This window comes from Streptomyces sp. R35 (assembly GCF_041053035.1).
GTDB classification, from domain to species: Bacteria; Actinomycetota; Actinomycetes; order Streptomycetales; family Streptomycetaceae; genus Streptomyces; species Streptomyces lutosisoli.
In genome coordinates, this window is sequence record NZ_CP163440.1 from 533755 (window position 1) to 554404 (window position 20650).

Genomic DNA, 20650 nt, shown 5'->3' on the forward strand with positions numbered 1-20650 from the left:
ACTCGGGGATCCTCGGAGGGGGAGCAAAAACGTGTCCGCAAACAAGATCCAGCACAAGGTGAATCACGTCGCGCTGGTAGTGGACTGTTCGGGTTCCATGCGTCCGCACCAGAGTCAACTCATTCGCGTTGTGGACGAGTTCGTGGCGGGGTTGAAGGCCGAATCAGACAGCCTCGGCCACGAGACCCGGATCAGTCTTTATTCCTTCGACCACAAGGTGGAGAACCTGGTCTGGGACATGGATGTGAAGCATCTGCCGTCCATGCGAGGGCTGTACCAGGTCAACAATGGCGCTACGGCCCTCATTGAGGCTTCTCTGAAGTCCCTGGACGACCTGGGCCATATCTGGGAGGAATACGGCGAGCACAGCTTCCTCCAGATCGTGGTGACGGACGGCGAGGAGAACGCGTCCGGCGGTGACCGGCGGCACGACGGCGACATGACCATCCTCGGCCCCTGGCTCGACAGGATCACGGCGAAGATGAACGGGCTTCCGGGCCACTGGACTTCCGCGATCCTCGTACCAAACTCCCTGGCCAAGCGGACCGCCCAGAACTACGGCTTCCCTGCCGGGAACATCGCCATCTGGGATGCGGATTCCCAGAAGGGCGTCGAGGAGGCGATCGGCACCGTGCGCGCCGCCGCCACCAGCTTCCTCCGCGGACGGGAGCAGGGGGTGCGCGGCACGAAGAACCTGTTCGCCGTCGGCCAGGACATATCGGTTGACGAGGTGCGGGCGAACCTCGAACCAATTCCGGCCGACAAATACCGGATCCTGAAGGTCGACAAGGAGACCGAGATTCGCCCCTTCGTCAACTCACATCCCGGCGTGACGTACGAACGTGGCTCGTGCTACTACCAGCTGGGCGCCCGGGCTCAGGTTCAGCAGAACAAGGAAGTCATCGTGGTCGAGAAGGACACCGACCGCGCCTATACGGGCGACGCGGCGCGCAGCCTTCTGTTCGGTACCGGAATCCAGGGGACCGTCTCCGTGAAGGCGGGGAACAACCCCAAGTTGGAGGTATACGTACAGAGTCGTTCAGTGAACAGGAAGCTCAAGCCGAACACCCGCCTGCTCATTATGCTCTGAAATCAAAGACCGGAGAGCGGGGTGGCCCGGGAGCAGCCCGCTCCCATCGCTCAGCTCCGCCATGAGCAGCAGATGTCGCCCCGTGCGGTCACCGGCGGCACAGGCCGGCGCGAAGGCCGGGGGTTTGCTCACAGGCACTGACGGGGACGCCCGTACCGCATCCTGACGAAGTGGGTGGCCCCGGCGACCGCACCAGCCCAAAGGGTCAGGCGCATTGGGCACATTCGGCTGTACCGACCGGTGCACGTTCCGTTCCGATGTACGCCGACGCCTGCCATCGTTCGGTGATGGCCTTCAGCCGGGGCAGCATCGCGGCGCACTCGGCGGGCGAGAGCTCGCCGCCGCCGCCATCTGGGCGATTGAGGATTGGCTCGAGTGCGGTGGGGACGTCGCGCCGGGGGCGCTCCCCACCAAAGCCCCGCATCTCGGAGAGAGTGAACCCCTCGGCCTGTGCCAGGCGTCGCCGGAATGCGGCGAAGCCGATGTAGGACCAGGCGGCGTCCGGACTGCTCGTATCCCCCTCTCCCGGGAACAGAATCTGCTCTTACCCTCACTCGGTCCGGAGTTCAGCGGAGTGGGGAGTTTCAATGATCGCGGCGCGAGTTGGCGGCCGGACCGCCCGCTCTTCTTCCTCTCACCTTGGCGTGTCGGCTTACAGGATCGCGAGTTTCCGTAGCGCCTGTTCGGATGCCGAGCCCGGCTCAGCGGCGAACAGGTCCAGGCCCCAGCACGACGGCTCGTCGGGCAGCGCGATGAGCTCGCCGTGCAGAGTGAGGTCGCCCACGACCGGATGGTGCAGCAGGTACGCCCGGCCCCGTACTTGCGCGACCGGGTGCTCCGCCCACATCCGCGCGAAGTCCCCGTTCAGATCCCGCATGTGGTCGATGTGCGCCGCGAGTTCGGTGTCCCCGCGATACCGCCCGAGCAGAACGCGCAGATGGGCCACGTGTGCGCATGCCGCCCGCTCCCAACCGGTGCGGTACAGCTGCAGATACGGCTCGGTGAACAGCAGGTGCGAGATGGTGCGGCGGCCCTCCGGCAGCCCGGGAAAGTCGCCGAACACCGCCACCGCGAGCCGGTTCCAGCCGATGATCTGAGTGTGCCGCCCGACCAACAGCGCAGGTGTCATCACGAACGACTCCAGCAGGTAGCGCAAGCCCGGACGCACGTCCGACAGGGCCGCGGCCCCCGCACACGGCCGGGGACGCCGCGCGATCCGGTGCAGGTACGCCGACTCGTCCGCGTCCAGGCGCAGCGCCGCGCCGATCGCCTCCAGGACCTCGTCCGAGACACTGTCGCCCTTGCCCTGTTCCAGACGCGTGTAGTGGGCGATGCTCACGCCCGCCAGCCGAGCCAACTCCTCACGCCGCAGACCCGCGACCCGGCGCACTCCGCCGTAGTCACGCAACCCGACGTCCTCCGGGCGAAGGCGGGCGCGACGTGATTTGAGGAACTCGCTCAACTCGGTCCGGTCGTCCACACAACGACCCTACGCCTGGGCCGGCGGCGGGTGATCACGCCGTGAGTACGCAGCACACGGGCCTGGTCGGACAGTCACGCCAGATCCACGCTGTCAGGCGAGCCACGCGCGCCCGGCGCGCCGCGCTCATCCACACGAACGAACGGAGCGAAGCCGTGCCGCAAACCCTCGGACTCATCGGCAGCGGAATGATTGGGTCTTCCGTTGCCCGCCTGGCCGTCGCGGCAGGACTTGAGGTTGTCCTCAGTAATTCGCGAGGCCCTGAGTCACTCGCTGACCTGGTCGCTGACCTAGGCGGGCGGGCCCGAGCGGCCACACCGGCAGACGCAGCACGCGCCGCAGACCTGGTGGTGGCGGCCATTCCACTGAAAGCCCGCGAACAGCTCCCCGCCGATGCTCTGGCCGGGAAAACGGTGCTGGACACGGGGAACTACTACCCCGAGCGGGACGGCCACTTGGCCGAACTGGACACGGGCGAACTGACCTCCAGCGCCCTGATGCAGCGCCACCTCACGGGCTCCCATGTCGTCAAGGCATTCAACAACATCACCCCGCACCAGCTGTTCTCCCTCGCCCGGCCCGCGGGCGCGAGCAACCGCAGCGCCCTGCCCATAGCCGGCGACAACCCGGAGGCCAAGACAGAGGCCATCGGGCTGTTGGACATCCTCGGTTACGACACGGTCGACATCGGCACACTCGCCGCCAGCTGGCGCAGTGAACCGGACACCCCGGTATACGTCCGGCCCTATCTCGGCGAAACACCTCCCATGAGCGTGGAGGCATTCTTCCGCTGGACTCTCCAGACACCCGGCATCCTCGTTCCTGCAGCACAGGTCGGCAAGCTCGTCGAATCCGCGGTTCGCCGACCGGCAGGCGAGGCCAGGATCCCCAACGACGGCTGAACGCGGTCCCAGACGCTCGAATATCGGCAGCTTCGGATATTCAGACGTGCGGAATAGGGCCGTGGACCGAGGGAGAGCCGCTTCTGGGTACGGAGGCTGGCCCCGGGCATGCTCTCCCCACGGCTACTGGGTAGCGTCCCCCGGGTGAATCTTCACCTCATCAACGATGTGCCCGACGGCCTGACCCGACGAGCGCGATCCTTTGTCAGCTCGCATGGCGTCAAGGTCGACGTTCGCCCCGTCGAGGGTCACAGGCAGTGGTGGCTTGAGCGGGACATCCCAGCAGCGGTGATCGATCGAATGGCGGCCTACCAAGAGCGATGGGGCGGTCTGCTCTTGCCACCCGCACCGCAGTACGACGGAGGCCCCAAGTACCTCGATCCGGACTCGCCCGAAGCAGACTCCGCAGGGTGGTGGTTCGAAGCCGGGATGCAGCGGACCGCAGTCCCCTACTCATTCATGATCAGTCCGTCTGGTGAGTTCGGTATCCAGGCAGATAGGTGGGCCCCCCTCCATGCAACCATCGAGGGCTGGGTGGAATCGCTCGCCTTGGCTCACCACGCGTCTATGTGGGCAAAACAGGTCACCAAGCTCGTCGGCGATGACGTCGATGGCATCGAGCTGAACGGCTACGCGCCGGTGCGCGAGGTGATGGGCCTGGCAGACACCTGGTGGAGAGGGCCCGACTCGCTGGTAGCCCTCTATAGCGGGGAGGCTACGTCACTCGACTTCCCCAGAGGCCGCATCGCAGTGATCTACTCCGGCCTCGATGAGTGGGGACTGCGAGGAGGCGTGGACGACGATGGCTGACCTAGTCGTTCAACCTCGTCTCGGTTGAGGGTAGGTATGGATCAGGCGGTCTTTGAATCCGTCAGGTACTCCGTGGTGTGCCAGGACTGCGATGCGGAGCTGGAGTGCTGGGGAGTTCAGGCCCTGGTGAATGGCCGGTTGCGCTGGGACGTTGAGTCGACCTGTTCCACTTGTGGCCTTGCTGTAGCCGTGTGCGGTGGCGCCGTACCGACAGAACGGCGGGACCAGATGCTCTCCGAGCATGGACCCGCGTGGCTGCAGGTGAGCACTCCGCCGGTGACGAGCGTCGCCATCATGCGCGTGCTGCGGGCCGAGCTCGGCATTGACCTGATGAACGCCAGGGCTGTGCTGCGCCGTGTGTTGGATGGTGACTACTCAGGAACGCTTCCCGAGATGGAGTATCTGGCCCGCGCGCTTCGGAAGTCCGGCATCCCCGCTGCAACTACTCGTCCTTAAGCGTCTGAAGGTCGAGCAAGGCCGCGCATCGTCCCGCTCCAGAGGGAAGCCCGAACGGGTTCGGCGAGGAGCGGGGCGAAGGCCGGGCCCCGAGGGCTGGGAAGACGGTCAAGCGCTCACCACGACTGAGGCCCGCAAGCGCCCCACTGCGGTGTCGACCTCCGCGCGGATTCCGCGGCAGCATCTCGAGGTTCGCCGACACTATCCGAGTAAAGCCGTTGAACTGCCCGCCCCGCTTTAGACATGATCAACTCTGTGGACACCTACCTGGAGACCGAGCGCCTGACCCTGCGCCGCTTCACCACCGACGACGCGGACTTGCTGATCGAGTTGGACAGCGACGCCGCAGTGATGCGCTATCTGACCGGGGGCAATCCGACCGCCCCGGAGATTGTCCGCGAGCGCCACCTGCCAAACATCATCGACGGCTACAAGAGGTGGCGCGGCGATCTTGGACTGTTCGCCGCGCACGAGAAGGACGGCGGCGCGTTCATCGGCTGGTTCTGCCTGCGTCCCGAGCCGCAGGGCCCGCCGGACGAGGTCGAACTTGGCTACCGGCTGCGGCAGGCGGCTTGGGGTAAGGGTTATGCCACCGAAGGCTCGCGGGCTTTGCTGGTCAAGGCGTTCACAGGGCTCGGTGTGCGCATGGTCTGGGCTGAGACGATGGCCGTGAACCACGGTTCGCGCAACATCATGGAGAAGCTCGAAATGACGCTCGCGGACACCATCCCCACTCCCCCCGACATGAAGATGATCGAGGGCTCCGAGCACGGGGGCGTGCGGTACGAGATCACCAAGGAACAGTGGGAGCAGCATTGACTTGCTGGTCGGGCTGAAGCCCGGGGATTCTGGCCTTCCCTGCCGGTTGCTGTGCCGCTACGCGGCACGGGGTTCGGTGAAGAATCCGTGGCTTCCTGTTTCGTCGCACTGCGCCGGGACGAGTCCTGGTCTTAACCGCGCTCCACAGGCTGTAACCGCCAGTCCGGCGGCCGTTTTGACGTTCTTCGCGGCGTTGTGGTCCCGGTCGCGGACCGTGCCGCAGGCGGCGCAGGTCCAGGTCCGGATGTGCAGGGGCTTGGGGCCGTCCTTGGCCCCGCACTCCGAGCAGGTCTGGCTGGTCGACGTGAACCGGCCGAGGCATCAATGGCATAGCGGGCGATGCCGGCCGACGTGGTGGCGCCGCCGAGCACTGCGAGCAGGCACAGGGCGAACATGGAAGCTCCGCCATCTTGAAGTGGCTGGTCAGCGGCGTGGCGTGACCTCGTTTCGGGGTGCTCGTGCTGGTCGTGGGCGGCAGTTTGTGTTGTAGATCGTCCGGTGGGGTGGTTTTGCCGATGAGTTCACCGTCCTCGAACGGTCTACCCAGCGACACGACCGTTCTCGACAGGAGTGCCATGTCCACCATCCAGCCAGTGATCGTGACTGCCGACCTGGACGTTCTGCTCGGCTTCTATACGAAATTGTTCGGCGCTGAGGAGGTCTTCCGGGTACCGGCGGAAGGCCCGGCCTTCTACCTCGGCTTGCGCATCGGCGACACCGACCTCGGGCTAGTGGCCAAGGCGGACCCGGGGACTGGGGCGGAACCGCGGATCCTGCTCAGTATCGGTGTCGACGACGTCGACGAGACGCTCGGCCGGGTGGAGGCGCTGGGCGGCTCGGTCCGCAGCGGCCCCAACGACATGCCGTGGGGACAGCGCGTCGCCCACATCCAGGACCCCGACGGCAACCCGGTGAACCTCACTCAGCCGATCCCGGCCCGGTGACGCTGTTCCGGGGGCATGTGCTGATCGTGGGCTACCTGCGGTAGAGAGCCCTGCTGGAGGAATGGATTCGCCAGGCCGAACGAACCGCACCGCCTCCGGTCAAGGGCTTCGCGGGGTTCCTGCGCCAAGCCGGCGCTGGCTGCCTGCCATCTGCTCCAGTCCCCCACCGCCAGCCGCATCTCCGGGCTCAAATCGAGGCTGTTGGGGTACTCGGTGATTGCTTCTGGTGCCAGCAGACACGGCTCCGGCACATAGCCCGGGTAGTTCGCCTCATACGGTTCCGGTGGTGTGGCGAGGACATCGACGACCGTGGCGGCGGACCGCCAGAACACTGCAGTCGCGGGCTTGTAATCCGGATCGTGGTCGTAGGGACACCAGAGGACCTGGAGCAGATCGGCCTGTCCGGGCGGCCGCAACAGGGGTATGTCGCGCAGATACAGCTGGGCCACGGGCAACATGGGGACCGGGCACTCCGCGGGCCAGGGAGGGCCGGCGTCGAGTCGCTTCGCGAGCCTCGCGGCATTCTGTTCCTTGGTCGCCTCCTCCTCGGGCGTGAACGCGGGACCATGGGGATCACGGTGTCGCCGGGCCCGCCTGCGCCTCTCCAGCCGTACGTCTGCCGACGACCGGCGGAACCCACTGTCCAGGTGCGCGCTTTCGCAGTGTGGCCACGGCTCCTCAGTTGGTCACAGCAACGGCCCCCCGACCGACCGACCTCTCCCCTATCGAAGGCGCCCCGGGACGAGGATGCAGCCGAATCGCAGGACGTGCCAACGAAGCCGGCTCAGGAAAGACCGCGGTCACCTCGACAGGCCGCGGCGGAGTCGTACGTACGAAAACCATGCCGGTGATCCTGCCACCAGCCACCGACAGTCCCCTGCCACCTCAACCGGCGTCAACGCTCAACTGGCTGCAACGCCCACCAACCCAGCCCCGTTCCGCGGCAAGTTCGCATTTCCTGAAGGCGCAGCGCGGTGAACTTGCTGGTGTGCGGTCGGGATATCGGGGGTCGGGGACGTGGGTTCGAGCGCGTGAGCGCAGGGTGGGGCAAGGAGTGGACACCAATCGGTGAGGAGGGATGTTTGGCTTGTCGGGCCCGGCCCCGTTGGTGAGGGTGAGGCCCCGGGCCGGTGGGTTGATCGGTCGGCGAGTCTTGATCGCTTCTGAGTCTGCTGGTTAGGTTGGCCGGCATGACCGACCACAGAGCCCTCGCCTGGCCACCTGCCCCGATCAAGACCGAGCGGCTCGTACTCCGCGAGTCCGAGGCCCGGGACCGCGAGGCGGTCATCGAGCTGAACGCCTCGCCAGAGGTGGGCACCTACCTCGGTGGTCCTCGACCGCGTGCCGAGCTCGAACGCACGGTGCCCGAGGTGCCCGGGCGGCGCCCTGGCTTCTTCGTGGTCGAGCTCGACGGAGCGACGATCGGCACAATACAGCTCGACCCGCACGCCCCCGAGCTTCCGGGCAGCAACCGCCGTCGGGAGGCCGGGGAGACCGAGCTCGGCTACTTGTTCCTGCCGGAGGCGTGGGGACGCGGGTACGCCACCGAGGCGTGCGCAGCAGCACTCGACTGGTTTGCCGGCGCGCTTCCCGGTGAGCCGGTAGTGCTCTACACCCAGACCGCCAACGTCCGCTCGATGCGCCTCGCGGCGAAGCTCGGGTTCACCGAGCTGGAGCGATTCGAGGCGTACGACGCCGAGCAGTGGTTCGGCGTGTGGTCTTCGGTCGCGCCGCTCGCTTGAGCTCGACGCGATCGGCCCCGACGCATCACCCTCCGACTGCTCCCCGCGCACGCGGGGATGGTCCCTGGGTTGAGGTGTCCGGCTACAGGGTCGCCTCGGGCCGCAGCGCCGGTAAGCAGGTCTGCGGCCCGCAGCTCGGAGAGCAGCAGCTCGTGCAGGCGCTGCCCGACTCCGGCCTCGTTCCAGTCCCGCAGCCGTCGCCAGCAGGTCATCCCCGAGCCGAAGCCCAGCTCCTGGGGCAGAAACTCCCAGCGGATCCCGGTGTACAGCACGAACAGGATCCCGCACAGCACCTTGCGACTATCCAGACGCTCACGACCTGGACGCCGCGGATTACGCGGGACAACCGGCAGCAGCGGCTCGATGCGCGCCCACAACTCGTCGTCGATCTCCCACGGTCTGGCAGCGGTCTTCCTCGTCTCGACTGGCTCGCACCCCCCTTCGGCCAGCATCAACGAGAACTGACACACCGTCATTTCCAGAGGTCCAGAAGCCTCCTTTTGTTAGGAGTCGTAAAGCCTGTCAGCGGGCAAGTTGCCTGGTAGCGGGGTGGTGGCGCATTTTCGGGGGCTGGGGTGTGCGGGCTGCGTACCCGTTACTCGACGGTTCTGTCTGATCCGGAGTGGGAGATCCTCCGTCTGCTGGTTCCTGCGGTCAGGCCCGGAGGGCGGCGGCCAAAACACGCACGGCGGGGGATCCTCAACCGCTGGCGTACTGGCTGCGGGCCAGCTGCGCTTGGAGATTTCTGCGGCATGACCTGCCACCGTGGCAGACCGTCCACCTCACCATGGCCATGCTCCTCGTACGCCGTCTCGCAAGACCAGCTCCCTGACCGGCTTTTCAGACGCCCCCTAACAGAGCACCCAGCGCCATCTCTTAACCCCTTCCGTCTGGCTTTCCGCCGTGACTCCGGATCAGGGGCTGGCACCGACCCCAGCAGGATCATGACCGCAACGACGTGTTCCGCACTCACGAAAGGCTCGCTTCGCATGCTCATGTCCCAGCTTCACGGCGTTACGCACGAGCCTCGCGCGCACGACACCCAGAGCTCCTCGGGATCGCCATCAGGTGCTTTGGTATCGGCGTCATCCGGCACCCGATGGACCACTGGGGCCGGGTCACCTGGGGCTTCCCCGCCCCGAGTGCGGCTCCGTGTGGCCGGTCGGCTCCTTCGTCTGGCCGGTAGCCACTTCGGCGCCGGATTCGGAGCCGGACTGTGATGTCGGCCCGGCGGTCGTGGGCGCGCCCGTCCGCCGGTCGACGCGGCGCCGGATCCCCCGCCACGCCGCCGCGAACATCCCGCTGAACAGCAGCGCCAGGAGCGCGATGCCGACCAGCGCGACGATCGGGTGCCACCACGGTGTGCGCAGCCACGGCACGACGTCCCGGCCGGCCACCCCGGTGTCGTTGCCGCCGGTGCCGAACAGCACGCGGCGGCCGACCGGGCAGCCGGTGAAGAAGACCGCCACCACGACGGTGAGCGCGCCCGCGGCGACCAGCGCCTTGCGCCAGTGCGCCCAGGTACCGAGGACGAGCAGATAGGAGCCGAGGAGTGCGAGCACCGTGCCCGTCAGGCCGAGCCAGGTGACGTGCTGGATCATCGACAGGACACCGATGGTCAGCGCGGCGGCGCCGGTGAGGATCAGAGTGCGGGACCGGCCGCGGGTGAGGGCGGAGGCGCGGTAGCCGGCCAGCGTGATGGTGCGGGTCGAGGCGAGGAACGGTTTCAGCGGCGCCGGCATCCGGCGCACCTCGCAGACCCCGGCGGTGGCCACGGCGACGGCCTTGCTGATGGTGCGGGTCAGCAGCGGCTGCCCCAGCTCGCCGGCGAAGGTCTCGTCGGGCACTGGGCAGGACGCCAGCAGTGCGGCGAGGGCGGCAGGGTCCGCGCGTGTGACCGGGTCGTAGGTCTGGCGCTCCGACGCGCCCGGCTTCTGCGGCTGGGCGGTTCGCTGTGGTGACTCGCCCGGATTTCGCTGCCCGGCGGACCGCTGTTGCGCGTTGCCCGGTTTCCTCTGCTCGGCGGCTCGCTGTTCCCACTCGATCAGTTCCCGCTGTTGCGCGGTCCATTCGCCGCTCATCACCGCGGCGACCGCGGTCTGGGCCGCTGCCCGGGCCCGCTCGGGGCTGCCTGCGACGTCTAGCACCTGCGTGGCCCAGGGGTGTGTCCGGGTGGCCGGTGTGCTGAGCATCTCCCGTGCGATGACCGGCAGTTCGACTTCAGCGACGCACCGCTGCCAGCTCTGCGCGATCCACATCGACGTCAGGGGCAGGCTGGACGGCAGACGCTCGTCCGGGTGGTCGAGGAAGCGCAGCTCGCCGCAGATCGCCTTCTTGGTGAGCCGGGTGACGGTCCCGTCCGGGGCTTCGTCGACGGGTTGGTCTGGGTCCTCGCCGTCGGCGAACAGGATGCACAACCGTTCGTAGAACGCTTCGGCCCGACTCTTCCCTGCCTCGGCATCCGGTACGACGGTGAGAACGCGCCGCGGGTCCAGCAGCAGGTGAACCAGCCAGCCGGCGCCGTCCAGCCGGCCCCACGTCCAGTCGTTCGCCCGCCATGACGACTTGTAGAACGCCCCGAAATGGTGCAGCTGCAGCCCGGTCAGCTTCTTCGCGGCGGTCGGCCGGCGGGGTGCGAGCGCGCACCGCGTGTCGGCGCTGACCTGCACCAGCTCGACCGGCTGTTCGACCTCGGTACCCACGGACAGCACGGAACGGGTGGCCACGTGCAGTTCAAAGAGCGAGAGTGCGACGCCGTCACGCCCATCGGGAAGGAAGCCGAAGTAGGTGCCCAGTTCCGCGGCCGCCCGCCGACGTCTCCCCTGGGCCGTGGTGGCCACCGGCGGCGCGACCGCCGCCTGCTCGATGCTCTGCTGCGGGACCAGCTCCCGCAGCCGGATCACGGCGGCCGCGAGCCGGGACCACGCGCCCTTGAGGGAGAGATCCTCCCCGCCGCCGTCCTGCGGCGGAGGCGCCGGCCGGCCGCGCTGGTCCCAGTACGCCCGCACGGCGTCGCCCGCCACGTCCCCAAGTGCCGAGCCGCGCGCCTGTCCCTCGTTCATCGCACGCTCGACGAGTTCCTCAACGTCCGGCCGCCTGTCCGGTACGAACGCCCGGTGCACCCGGCGTACGACCTTCGCCAGCTCCGTACGTTGCTCGGGGCAGCACACGAACGCCTCCCGGAGCATCGCCAGCACCGTCGCCTTCGCGCCGTCGAATGGAGCCACCCCGAAGTCGGCCAGCCGCCCGTACAGCACGTCGCCTCGGTCGCCCGGCTCCGGAAAATTCCACTGCGCCGTGACCGCGTTCACCGCGGCGTCCCGGCAGACCTCCTCCGCGCCGCCGCCCGGAGCCATCGCGGCCAGCCACGCCTGAGCCAGCGCCTTGGCGGGCCGGGTGGTCAGGGCGCGCATCAGCGCGGTGTTCACTGGCCGGGCCAGCCAGGTGCCCTCCCGGATCCGGAAGTCCTCGCACATCTGCAGGGTCACGAGCCGGCCCACGGCAGCATCCGCCACCTCGTCCTCGCCGTGCCGCTCCCGGCACTCGGCCAGTGCCCGCGCCGCCATACGCCCCCGGGCGCCGAGCTCGGCCATACGGCGGCGGGTGTCTCGGAGCGCGTCCATGCGGTCGTTGTGGTCGCGCAGTTCGCTCAGCTCGGCGCTGATGGACTGGCTGAGCGCGGCACCGAGGTCCTTCATCAGGGCCTCGCCCAGGGTCCACGGTTCGTTGAAGGACTCCTGCGGTGGTGTCGCACGGGGGTCGGGCGCGGCGCCGGCCGAGGGCACGACGTACAGGAGGACGCGCCGCACCTGACGTTCAGCCGGCCGGTCGAAGATGGCCCGCAGCAGCGGTCTGATCGGCCGGTTCGCCAGCAGACCGCCGTCGGCGGCCCAATGCGAGCGGGTGATGTTGGTGTACTTCCTCATCACAGGGCGCTCGGGAACGTCGCGGGTCCCGTCCACCGGGGTGTCGTACGGCAGGAACGACGGCTCGAACGCGGCCGGATAGGAGGCGCTGCTGCGGGCTGCCAGCGCCACGGCCTGCTCGCCGGACTTCTCGCCCAGGACGCGCTCGTCGAAGACGAACAGGCCCCGGTGGTCCTCGTCCTGGACCTGGGTGCCATAGGAGTCGGTGAACCGCCCCGTCTCTCCCGTGAGCAGCGTGGTGGTGATGAAGACCTGCGTACCGTTGGTGACGTCGTCGGCGACGGTGCCGGGCGATGGTCTCCCGGACTGTGAGGCCAGGCCCAACCCCTCGATTCCGTTGAGCAGTTCGCGGAACAGGACGCCGTCGCCCTGGAGGAGCGAGGGCGGTTGCTTCTGCGCGGGGTCGCGCAGCAGCGTCTCGAAGGCACCGGACTTCAGCCAGAAGTCGCGCAGTGGCCCGAGGTCCCACGACCTGGCCCTGGCCAGGCCCAGCAGCGCGGCGTTGATGCCGCCCGCGCTGGTGCCGGACAGCACATCGATGGAGACGGTGGTGTCCAGCAGTTCCAGCAGACGCAGATACAGGGCCTTGGCCCGCTCGTCGCCGCCGGCGGTGTCGTCCGGTTCGGGCAGGGGATCGTCCTCTTGGAGGGCGTTGCGCCACCAGGCCGCCTGCTGGAGCAGGTTCAGCTCGCGGGCCACCCCGCCCATCCAGATCGCCAGGCTCACACCGCCGGTCATCGCCGTGGCGATCCGCAGCTCCTGGGTAGTGGGTCCGAGCCTTGTCGTATTGCCCATGTTCAAGGGTTCTCCCGGGCGGCGTGCCACGGAAGGACTCGGAAGCGTTAATCACCCGATCGTGGCCTTCCGCTTCCTGCGTGTGACACGCCGATGATCTTGCGTGGGCGATTCACCGGTGGTTGGCGTTGTACGCGGCGCAGCCCACCCCGGACCGTCCCGACGGCGCGATCATCGCCACCACCGCCCCGCACTGGTGGCCGAGCGAACCGGTCCGGGTGCTGGACCTCACTTCTGGGATCCTCGGTTCTGGTGGAGCCCTATTCCAGGCCGGGAGGCACGCGCGTCGCTTGGTGGTAGTACATCCGCCACCCTGCGTCTGCGTCTGCCTTGCGCCAGATGGAACTGTGCCTGGTTATGCGCTCGCCGAGGGCGGTCTCGAACGTCAGATGGACCAGCCCCGGGGCCAGCAGTACGCCCGAGATGTCTGAGGGCTCGAATCGGGGACCATCCAGTGAACTACCCGGATGGTCGGGCAATTCGGCGAGCATGGCCTCGTACGTCCACCGTCGCCCAGACCCGCCCACCTCCACAAACTGCGGGTCGAGGAGTTGTCCGGCGAGTTCACGCGAGGCGCGGACAAGCGGATCCATGAGCTGCAATTCACCCGCGATTGCCTGATTCACATCGTCTGTTGCACTGTCCATGGACGTATCTCACCGAGCTCACCAGGACTGTCGCAATCGAGTAATGCCGCGTCCGGATCGATGCACTTCGTGTGGTGTGGTGGCGTCGGTCACGCCAACAGGACTCCCTTGCGGAGGAGTTCGAATCCAGCGCGGCCGGACATCTGGCGCCTGAGCATCTTGATCCGGTTGGCATGGCCCTCCACGACGCCGGAGTTCCACGGCTGTGTGAGGCCGGCGATAACGGCGTCGAGGTCGCACTCCAGGTGCTGGTCGAACTGGCGGAGACTGGGCAGGTCGGTGGCGGCCGTGGCCGCTTCGATCCATTCAGGAAGTCAATCGCCCTGCAACTGGGTGAGAATCCAGTGAGCCCTTTCCAACCTGCCGGCTGTGACTGAGCGTCGTTGTGCGGGCCGTCGGCCACGACGCCTGTCATATGTCCGGCAGAAGAAGCCAGACTTCGGAGAAGGCCAGTAATTGTCAATTCCTGTGGATCGCTGGGTTAGGACAACGGGTTGGCGCCTTCGATGACCTGCCACCCGGAGGCCAAGGTGCCCGACTTGAGATGCTGAACGCCCTCTCCTCGGAGCGTCACGAAGGCGGTGAGGCCAGTATCGAGTGCTGCCACTTGATGCCTGAAGAAGACTGCCTGCGTCAGCGTCAGGTCGATCACTTGTGCTGAACCGCTGAGCCGGTTGAAGCGGGCACCGCGACGGACCGGTCCCCGCAGGCAGCGCACACTGACAGTGGCCTGTTCGAGGGATGCGACGATGACCCGGTCAATCTGCAGTTCTACGCTGCTACGACGGCTGCCAAGGCCGGGGATCTCGCTCACGCGGCTGCCTCCTCTCGCTCGACCAGGATGCCATTCTTGAACCGGGCGCCCGCGCGGACCAGGGGCACGAGGTGGGCGCCGGTGATCGCGCGCCAGCGGGCCTGGGCGGACTCGACGAGCTTGACCACCATCGCGAGGGCCCCGGCCGGGCTGCCGGCGCCGCGGGTGACCTTGGTGCGGAGCTTGACCGTGGAGAACGTCGACTCGGTCGGGTTCGTGGTCCGTAGGTGGTTCCAGTGCTCGGCCGGGAAGTCGTAGAGCGCCAGCAGCTCTTCCTGGTCCTCGGTGATCTTCGCGACGACCTTGGGCCACTTGGTGCCGTAGGTGCGCGCGAACGCCTCGAACGCCTTCTCGGCATGGGCCCGGTCCTCGGCGTTGCAGATCTCCTGTATCGCCTTCGTCGCGCCCGGCTGAGCGGACTTCGGCAAGGCGTTCGTGACATTGCGCGCCTTGTGAACTCGGCAGCGCTGGTGGCGGGCTGCGGGGAACACCTCGGCCAGTGCGCTCCACAGTCCCATCGCACCGTCGCCGACGACCAGCTCGGGGTCGCGCATGCCGCGTCGGCGGCAGTCGCGCAGCAGGTCGGCCCAGGGCCCGGACCTCGACCGGCCCGGAGGGCCTGCTGCATGGACCGAGAGCCAGAGCCCGCCAGGGGCGTACCGGCCGTACGCCGGGTGCACCGTGCCGCCCCGGTGCGGAGGTTGGACTTCGCGGCCCTGCTGCTACGTCATCAATCTGCCTTGCTTGACGGGGAGTTGGAACGATCCTCCACTGCCCCGTAGGGGCGACGGGCCGTCCGCCGCCGTGGAGGGGGAGTTCCCGTGAGCACGCCCGCGCATGCACCACAGACGGTCGGTGAACTGCGGCGTCTGCTGGACGAGTTGGGGAATCCCTGGACGGTCGATCCGGGGCTTGCCGACGACGATCCGCTGCCCGACCCGCCGCGAGGCGCCTTGACGGAGGACGAGGCACCCGCGGAAGTGCGGCTCGCGGCGCTGCCCGAGGACGTGGACCTCGGTGACCTGATCAGCTCGCAACCGCCCGCCAACCCGGAGCTTCGCGCCCGCTGGCGGGAAGTCGGGCTCCTGCCACCGGAGGAGGGGGACGCGTCATGACCAACGTCGACTGGCGCTCGCGTTTCGGGCGCGGCTGGATCACGAGCGTACGCAACCAGGGCGGCTCGCAGAACTGCTGGGCGTTCGCCACGACGGCCCTGTACGAAGCAATGATCCGCATCGAGCATCTGCTGTGGACCCGCCGCTCCGAAGGGGATCTGGCACGGGGCACCGGCAAGCAGGCGTGGGACCTCGGCAACATCGGCGAGGGCACGATCTTCGTCGAACGGTACGGACTGGCCGACCCCGACTGCTTCCCGTGGGGCGAGGCGGCGTCGCTGTACACGTCCAAGCCGCACGGCGCCAACCTGCAGGCGACCCCGCTGTCCACCACACCGGACCGCTCGGGCCGCACCATGCGCATCGCCGCCGGCGCGACCGTCACGCTCACCGATCCCGCACAGAAACGCCAGTGGATCGACCTGGTCGGACCGATGGCCGTCATCTTGGTACCGCCCGCGGACTTCGGCAGCCTGCGCGACGGCATCTACATGCCCACCACCAGCGCCCTCGGCGGCGCACACGCCCTGCTCGTCGTGGGCTTCAACGACGACGAACGGTACTGGATTGTGAAGAACTCCTGGGGCACCGCCTCCTGGGGCGTGGGTGGATTCGGCAAGATCTCGTACGACGCCGGACTGCTGGAGAACGTGGGGTTCACCGGGCTGCGCGGCACCAATCCCGACCCTTGGGCGAAGCGGCGGCTGCGCAACGGGGTCCTCGTCCAGGGCAGCAACGGCGCGCTGCGCAACAACTTCGAGCTCTTCGTCAAGGCAGGCGCGAACATCGACCACTGGTACCGGGAAAACGCCGACTCCAAGACACCCTGGGCGCGCGTCGGCACCGTACGGTCGACCGACGTGTGGCGGGACACGTTCCACGACGACGCCCTCGACTTCCCGGCCGCGGTGCAGAGCTCCTTCAACCGGGACTTCGAGCTCGTCTACCGCTCCAACTACCGGAAGCTGCGCCACGTGTACTACGACCAGGCCGGAGGCCTGTGGAACGACGCGACGCTTCTCGGGCCGCAGGACCCCATCGGCATTCCGGGGTTCGTGCAGAGCAATCGCGGCGCTCCCGGCGACTTCGAGGTCATCGCGGTCACCGGCGATGGCCGCGCCCACCACCTGACCAAGCACAACAGCACACCGTGGACCCGCACACCGGGCGAATGGTACGGGCAGCAGACGTTCGGCTCCGGCATAGCCTTCAGCGGCCCCTCGCTCGTCCAGAGCAAGCTCGGTGTCACCGCGTCGCCCGAGAACGGGCAGGGTGAACTCCACTACGTCTGCACGCTGTCCGGCGGCGGGATGGCGCACTTCCGCCGTGCCTCCGCTGCGGACGGCTGGACCCAGCTGGGCACGTTCGGCCAGGACGCGACGGAGGCGCCCTGCCTCATCGAGGGCACCTACGGCGCCGGCAACGAGACGGGCGTCGGCAACTTCGAACTGTGCGTGCCCGTCGCGGGCGGGCACATCGAGCACTGGTGGCGCTACAACGCCTCCCCCGGCCCATGGAACCGCTCGGCAGTCTTCGGCAGCGACGTCCGCCGCGTCCTCGGCCTCCTGCAGAGCACGTACGCCACCAACCTGGAGCTGATCGCAGAACGCACGGACGGCCGCTGCCAGCACTACTGGAGGGACGGTGCGGGCTGGCACGCGGGACCGGTGATCACTTAGCTTGACTCTGTCGGGGATCTTGGTCTTTCCAGGTGCGGCAGCATGATCGCCGGGCACACTCGGGACAACTTCGAAGGCCGACCCAGTAGTTGAGGTGCCCGTTGTCCGTCGGTCCCCGCTCCGGTGAGAGGGTTCGGTCCTTGACCGCGCAGATCGCGCGGGCGAGTAGTCCGGGCGGTACGCCGGCGATGTGGGTGAGAGACCGGCTGGACGGGCTGTGATGCGATGACTTAGGGGTCGCGCACAAGGGCGAGAAGGCGCGCATCCAGGCCAGTCAGAGGTGGCACGTGGAGTGCACCCACGCCTGGCAGAACGCCTTCTACCGGCTCGCCCGCTGTGACGAGCGGCGCGCAACCGTCGTCGACGCATTCTTCGACCTCGCCGGCACGATCATCACCGTGCGCAGTCCGATCCAGCGGACATGGATGACTCACCGCTGGGACAAAGGCCCGAACCGTCGGCCATAACCGCCGCGCACCTCTGAACGTCGCGCACCGCCAGCACTTCGACCGCTGCCCCGGACGACTCCAGCAGTGGTGCAGCGGCAGAACGCCGGGGATCCGGATTGGGTCCAGCGGGCCGTGGTCGGCGGCTTCCGCAGGTTCCTCGCCGCTCAAGGCAAACGGTCGGCGAGGCCGAGTGACGCTGGGGAAGGAGGCTGTCAGTGCCTCCCGTGATAATCACCTCGCCACGTTGACCGCGCCGATCGGAGGCACCTGTTGTCCACGCTCCATGAGTTCACGACCTGGGAGCCTCTGCTGCACATCCTGCGATCCGCTCACAACGCGACGCCGGGCGCTCTGGGCGGTCACGTCGCCGGACGGATCGGCACCCACGCGTACAGCGTGCCGATGCCATGGGGGACGATGTTCGCCATGCACGGGCAGGCGTCTGGCGCGGCGGACAGACGGCCCGAGTTCGACGCCGTACAGCGGGTGCGGGGCGCGCTGGCGGAGGCCGACGCCGACGGCGTCTCCTTCGTGGCCCGGATGTCCCCGGACGGCCCGGCCGTGCTGCACTTGCTCGACTTCGGGCCCGCCGTGGAGGTCGAGGTCAGCGGGCCACTCCCGGGTGCGCTCGTACTGGTCGAAGGCGCTGTACCCGAGCCATGGCGCCGGCTGCCCGATCCGGTGCCCGACGTGAAGCCCTCGCCGGCGGCGGATCCGGCAGCACTGGAGAGTTTCCTGCGCGAACGCCTCCCCGACGCCATCGGCGCGACCGAGGAGGAGATCGCCACGGCGGAGGCGCGCCTCGGGATACCGCTGCCCGACGAGCTCAAGGCGCTCTACCGGGTGACGCGAGCCCGGTGGGACGACCTGGCCGACGACGAGGCGATGTGGCACCTCATGGAGACGGTGACCTGCGAACTGTTCCCCCTGGACGAGCTGTACATCGCCGACGCGCCCTCCCGGCACTCCCCGTGGCGGTTTGCGGCGATGGAGACGGTCGGTACGCCGCCCGGCGCCGCGGTGCAGGGGCTGGTCGGATCGCCGGGCTGGATCGTCTTCGGCAACAGCGACGGCGACCGGCTCGCGGTCGACCTGACGCCGGGGTCAGCCGGGCACACGGGGCAGATCATCATGCTCAGCCACGAGGAGAGCGTCGGCGCGGGCCTGGTCGCCGACTCCCTCACCGAACTGATGCTCCGCCTGCCCGCACAGCGCCGCAGCGCCCCACGGACGGAGGAACCGCCTGCCGCGGCCCGGGTCAACATCCGCAGCCTGAAGAGCGTCGAGGCCGCCGCGCACCCCGCCCTGGAGGTCCTGAGCATCGGCGTGTGGGAGGGCGAACCGCTCAGCCTGGAGCCCGTCGTGGACCTGCCGCGCCTGCGGACCCTTACCGCCTACCCGGGCACGCTCGCCGACCCGTTGGAGATCTCCCGGCTCACCGGCCTGGAGTTCCTGGAGCTGTGCCCGCAGGACTGGCGTGTGCTCCTGGACGCCGACATGGTCCCGCCAAGCCTGCTGGCCGCCGGCATCGAGGTGCGCAACGACGTCGACCCCCTGCCGGTCGTGGACCTCGCCAACGAGATCCTTGCCGGCTGGGACCGCCCCTTGATCACCCGCACCACCCTGGAGGGCAACCTCGGCCCCGTGCCATAGCCCATGCCCGGCCGGGGCGGCGGCCAGCGGGGCACCGCCAACACCCTGGCGGCGCTGAAGTCGATCCGAGCCGCCCGACCCGACGGCGCCCCGATCTACATCTTCCTGGGCAACCTCTCCGCCCACACCGGCGCCAACATCCGCCGCTGGGCGAAGAAGAACAAGGTCGAGCTGTGCTTCACCCCGACTTACGCCTCCCGGGCCAACCCGATCGAGGCCCACTTCGGTCTGCTGCGCCAGTTCACCTTGGCCAACTCCAACCACCGCAGCCATCTCGCGCAGACCCAGGCCCTGCACCGCTACCTGCGCCGGCGCAACGCCAACGCCCGCCACCCCGACGTAGTCGCCGCCCAACGCAAGGAACGCGCCCGTATCCGCAGCGAGAAGGGCATCCGCTGGGGCGGACGCCCCCTCGCAGTCGCAGCCTGAACTCAAGTGGGCCCTCGCCTCACTTTCGCCAGAACAGGTGGTGCGTCACGCCGCTCGGGCTGGGCACGACCTCCAGGTGGAACCGGTCGAGCAGCTCATCGGGGGACTCCCAGAGTCGTAGTCCGGACCCGAGCTTTACCGGCGAAACCGCCACATGCATGGTGTCGACGAGGTCAGCATCAAGGAACCGCCGGATGGTGGTGACCCCGCCGCCGAGTCGGACGTCCTTGCCCTGCGCCACTTCCCGCGCCCGTTCGAGGACCGTGGCAGGGTCGCCGTCGACGAAGTGGAACGTGGTGTCGGAGAGCGTGAACGACGGACGCTTGTGGTGGGTCACGACGAACACTGGCGTCCGGAACGGGGGCTCCTCCCCCCACCAACCGCGCCACTCATCGTCCTGCCAAGGCCCGCGCTGGGGCCCGAACTTGTTGCGGCCCATGATCTCGGCACCGATGTTGCGTGCGAAGTCTCGCGTGAAGTAGTCGTCGAGACCCCGGCTCCCTCCGGGATCCGTGCGCATGGGCCAGCTCGCCGTGGCTCCGGCCCAGGCGAAAAGCCTCTCGGGATGGTCGTGGCCGAACGGTCTCTCGAGACTCTGGTGCTCACCGGCACCGATTCCGTCACTCGAGATGTTGAAGTTCATGACTCTCAGCAGTTGATCCACGTGTTTCCTCGTCGGGTCCTGTCGCGTCATCGTGTGGCGAGGCGCCGCACATCATGACGTCGAACGGGACGTGGCCGGATCGACAGCGGCCCGCAACTCTTTTTCCAAGGCGCGTCAGGAAGCCGCCCTGTTGACGGTGTGGCCGTGGCGGACACGGACGGCATCGAGGTGGCCGGGTGGCCGCCGCGACCATTCACATGCGTCGCAACGGACGTCACCGCCCATCCCACCGCCCC

General features: G+C 68.2%; 16 protein-coding genes and 5 pseudogenes. 12 read left to right on the top strand and 9 right to left on the bottom strand.

Annotated features, from left to right (window positions below; genetic code table 11):
- Nucleotides 1-31 precede the first annotated feature (31 nt).
- Nucleotides 32-1090 (top strand): VWA domain-containing protein, encoded by a 1059-nt coding sequence (locus tag AB5J50_RS02675; protein WP_369254518.1) that lies wholly within the window; start codon nt 32-34, stop codon nt 1088-1090.
- Between the two features lie 652 nt (nt 1091-1742).
- Here AB5J50_RS02675 and AB5J50_RS02680 read toward each other — a convergent pair.
- Nucleotides 1743-2570 carry a helix-turn-helix domain-containing protein gene (locus AB5J50_RS02680; protein ID WP_369254520.1) on the bottom strand — a complete coding sequence of 276 codons (828 nt, stop codon included), beginning with the start codon at nt 2568-2570 and terminating at the stop codon, nt 1743-1745.
- A 41-nt stretch (nt 2571-2611) separates the two neighbouring features.
- On the opposite strand from AB5J50_RS02680, the gene AB5J50_RS02685 reads away from it, so the two are divergent.
- From AB5J50_RS02685 to AB5J50_RS02700, 4 genes are all read left to right on the top strand, one after another.
- Nucleotides 2612-3472: an NADPH-dependent F420 reductase gene (locus tag AB5J50_RS02685; protein WP_369254522.1), complete on the top strand. Its 861-nt coding sequence runs from the start codon at nt 2612-2614 to the stop codon at nt 3470-3472.
- 144 nt (nt 3473-3616) lie between these two features.
- Nucleotides 3617-4282: a hypothetical protein gene (locus AB5J50_RS02690; RefSeq protein ID WP_369254524.1), complete on the top strand. Its 666-nt coding sequence runs from the start codon at nt 3617-3619 to the stop codon at nt 4280-4282.
- Nucleotides 4283-4318: 36 nt separating this feature from the next.
- A complete protein-coding gene (locus tag AB5J50_RS02695; protein WP_369254526.1) occupies nt 4319-4738 on the top strand; it encodes a hypothetical protein in 420 nt (139 codons plus the stop codon).
- Nucleotides 4739-4993: 255 nt separating this feature from the next.
- The gene (locus AB5J50_RS02700) at nt 4994-5557 is read left to right on the top strand and encodes a GNAT family N-acetyltransferase (protein ID WP_369254528.1); all 564 of its coding nucleotides are present in this window, start codon (nt 4994-4996) and stop codon (nt 5555-5557) included.
- Between the two features lie 57 nt (nt 5558-5614).
- On the opposite strand, the pseudogene AB5J50_RS02705 reads toward AB5J50_RS02700, so the two are convergent.
- Nucleotides 5615-5875 (bottom strand): annotated as a pseudogene (locus tag AB5J50_RS02705) (zinc ribbon domain-containing protein); the annotation flags it as partial.
- A 257-nt stretch (nt 5876-6132) separates the two neighbouring features.
- Between AB5J50_RS02705 and AB5J50_RS02710 the strand changes: the two are divergent.
- Nucleotides 6133-6501 (top strand): VOC family protein, encoded by a 369-nt coding sequence (locus AB5J50_RS02710; RefSeq protein ID WP_369254530.1) that lies wholly within the window; start codon nt 6133-6135, stop codon nt 6499-6501.
- On the opposite strand, the gene AB5J50_RS02715 is transcribed toward AB5J50_RS02710, so the two are convergent.
- On the bottom strand, nt 6480-6950 hold the full coding sequence (locus tag AB5J50_RS02715; protein WP_369254532.1) for a hypothetical protein: 471 nt from the start codon (nt 6948-6950) through the stop codon (nt 6480-6482). The genes AB5J50_RS02710 and AB5J50_RS02715 overlap by 22 nt on opposite strands.
- 741 nt (nt 6951-7691) lie before the next feature.
- Between AB5J50_RS02715 and AB5J50_RS02720 the strand changes: the two genes are divergently transcribed.
- Nucleotides 7692-8243, top strand: a complete 552-nt coding sequence (locus AB5J50_RS02720; RefSeq protein WP_369254534.1) for a GNAT family N-acetyltransferase — start codon at nt 7692-7694, stop codon at nt 8241-8243.
- 122 nt (nt 8244-8365) lie between these two features.
- Here the strand turns inward: AB5J50_RS02720 and AB5J50_RS02725 are convergent.
- From AB5J50_RS02725 to AB5J50_RS02745, 5 genes and pseudogenes are all read right to left on the bottom strand, one after another.
- Nucleotides 8366-8695: pseudogene (locus AB5J50_RS02725) on the bottom strand (transposase); the annotation flags it as partial.
- A gap of 666 nt (nt 8696-9361) precedes the next feature.
- Nucleotides 9362-12964 (bottom strand): patatin-like protein, encoded by a 3603-nt coding sequence (locus AB5J50_RS02730; RefSeq protein ID WP_369254536.1) that lies wholly within the window; start codon nt 12962-12964, stop codon nt 9362-9364.
- Nucleotides 12965-13224: 260 nt separating this feature from the next.
- Nucleotides 13225-13611 carry a DUF4440 domain-containing protein gene (locus tag AB5J50_RS02735; protein ID WP_369254538.1) on the bottom strand — a complete coding sequence of 129 codons (387 nt, stop codon included), beginning with the start codon at nt 13609-13611 and terminating at the stop codon, nt 13225-13227.
- A 481-nt stretch (nt 13612-14092) separates the two neighbouring features.
- Nucleotides 14093-14425: a hypothetical protein gene (locus AB5J50_RS02740; RefSeq protein WP_369254540.1), complete on the bottom strand. Its 333-nt coding sequence runs from the start codon at nt 14423-14425 to the stop codon at nt 14093-14095.
- Nucleotides 14422-15015 (bottom strand): annotated as a pseudogene (locus tag AB5J50_RS02745) (transposase); the annotation flags it as partial. The gene AB5J50_RS02740 and the pseudogene AB5J50_RS02745, both read right to left, overlap by 4 nt.
- Before the next feature lie 231 nt (nt 15016-15246).
- Between AB5J50_RS02745 and AB5J50_RS02750 the strand changes: the two are divergent.
- The 5 genes and pseudogenes from AB5J50_RS02750 to AB5J50_RS02770 form a co-directional block, all read left to right on the top strand.
- Nucleotides 15247-15540 (top strand): hypothetical protein, encoded by a 294-nt coding sequence (locus AB5J50_RS02750; RefSeq protein WP_369254542.1) that lies wholly within the window; start codon nt 15247-15249, stop codon nt 15538-15540.
- Complete coding sequence (locus AB5J50_RS02755; RefSeq protein WP_369254544.1) at nt 15537-17219, top strand: C1 family peptidase; 1683 nt, start codon at nt 15537-15539, stop codon at nt 17217-17219. Before AB5J50_RS02750 ends, AB5J50_RS02755 begins: the two co-directional genes overlap by 4 nt.
- Before the next feature lie 236 nt (nt 17220-17455).
- Nucleotides 17456-17686 (top strand): annotated as a pseudogene (locus tag AB5J50_RS02760) (IS5/IS1182 family transposase); the annotation flags it as partial.
- A gap of 252 nt (nt 17687-17938) precedes the next feature.
- On the top strand, nt 17939-19321 hold the full coding sequence (locus tag AB5J50_RS02765) for an SMI1/KNR4 family protein (RefSeq protein WP_369254546.1): 1383 nt from the start codon (nt 17939-17941) through the stop codon (nt 19319-19321).
- A gap of 24 nt (nt 19322-19345) precedes the next feature.
- Nucleotides 19346-19750 (top strand): annotated as a pseudogene (locus AB5J50_RS02770) (transposase); the annotation flags it as partial.
- A 19-nt stretch (nt 19751-19769) separates the two neighbouring features.
- Here AB5J50_RS02770 and AB5J50_RS02775 read toward each other — a convergent pair.
- Complete coding sequence (locus AB5J50_RS02775; protein WP_369254548.1) at nt 19770-20414, bottom strand: dihydrofolate reductase family protein; 645 nt, start codon at nt 20412-20414, stop codon at nt 19770-19772.
- Nucleotides 20415-20650: the final 236 nt, after the last annotated feature.

What these genes read in the sequence shown, in the direction of transcription:
- AB5J50_RS02735 (WP_369254538.1), bottom strand. Translation starts at nt 13,611, where the DNA reads ATGGACAGTGCAACAGACGATGTGAATCAGGCAATCGCGGGTGAATTG.
- AB5J50_RS02720 (WP_369254534.1), top strand. Translation starts at nt 7,692, where the DNA reads ATGACCGACCACAGAGCCCTCGCCTGGCCACCTGCCCCGATCAAGACC.
- AB5J50_RS02730 (WP_369254536.1), bottom strand. Translation starts at nt 12,964, where the DNA reads ATGGGCAATACGACAAGGCTCGGACCCACTACCCAGGAGCTGCGGATC.
- AB5J50_RS02710 (WP_369254530.1), top strand. Translation starts at nt 6,133, where the DNA reads ATGTCCACCATCCAGCCAGTGATCGTGACTGCCGACCTGGACGTTCTG.
- AB5J50_RS02755 (WP_369254544.1), top strand. Translation starts at nt 15,537, where the DNA reads ATGACCAACGTCGACTGGCGCTCGCGTTTCGGGCGCGGCTGGATCACG.
- AB5J50_RS02695 (WP_369254526.1), top strand. Translation starts at nt 4,319, where the DNA reads ATGGATCAGGCGGTCTTTGAATCCGTCAGGTACTCCGTGGTGTGCCAG.